This is a genomic window from Helicobacter sp. MIT 14-3879, assembly GCF_003364125.1.
Genome location: NZ_NXLP01000191.1, coordinates 1 through 519, shown reverse-complemented (window position 1 = coordinate 519; position 519 = coordinate 1). Strand labels below are relative to the sequence as shown.

At 28.7% G+C, this 519-nt stretch carries 1 protein-coding gene; it reads left to right on the top strand.

Going from position 1 to position 519, the window contains the following annotated elements; genetic code table 11:
* The first annotated feature begins 101 nt into the window (after window positions 1-101).
* Window positions 102-515, top strand: coding sequence for a hypothetical protein (locus tag CQA44_RS12295; protein ID WP_115547443.1), 414 nt, complete (start codon window positions 102-104; stop codon window positions 513-515).
* Window positions 516-519: the final 4 nt, after the last annotated feature.

Sequence of the window (519 nt, the reverse complement as noted above, 5' to 3'; positions counted from 1 at the left end):
TTATGGAATGGAGATAAAAAACAATTTGAAGATTTTGAAATAAGTAAGAATTATTTGAATGGAGAATATGGGGTAGTAGATTTTCAATTTTGGGAGTTAAAATGAAAAAGTTAGTTATGATTACAATGTTCTTAGTTTTTTCTTTTAGTTTATATGCAGAGGAACAAAACACAATTTTTATGGATTATTATAGAAAGGCAACAGAATTGGGTTGGCTAGGATTATCTTATTGTATAGAAATAGATGATGAGAATGAGATTGAAAAAGAGCTTTTTCGTTTATCACTTGACCCCACTAACTCTAAAGTAAAAATAATGGATGCAAAGGCTGCATTTGAGGAGTTAAAGCAATATATTGAAAGTGAGAAAGAATTTTATAATATTCACAAAGGAAACCCAAAATTTATAAATTTTAAAGGTTGTATTAGAATGTTTTATTATGGCACAGGCTATGGCTCAGATTATAATACACAGGTCGAACGCATTGTTAAAAAGTATTGCAAGGATTGCAAATGAGTAT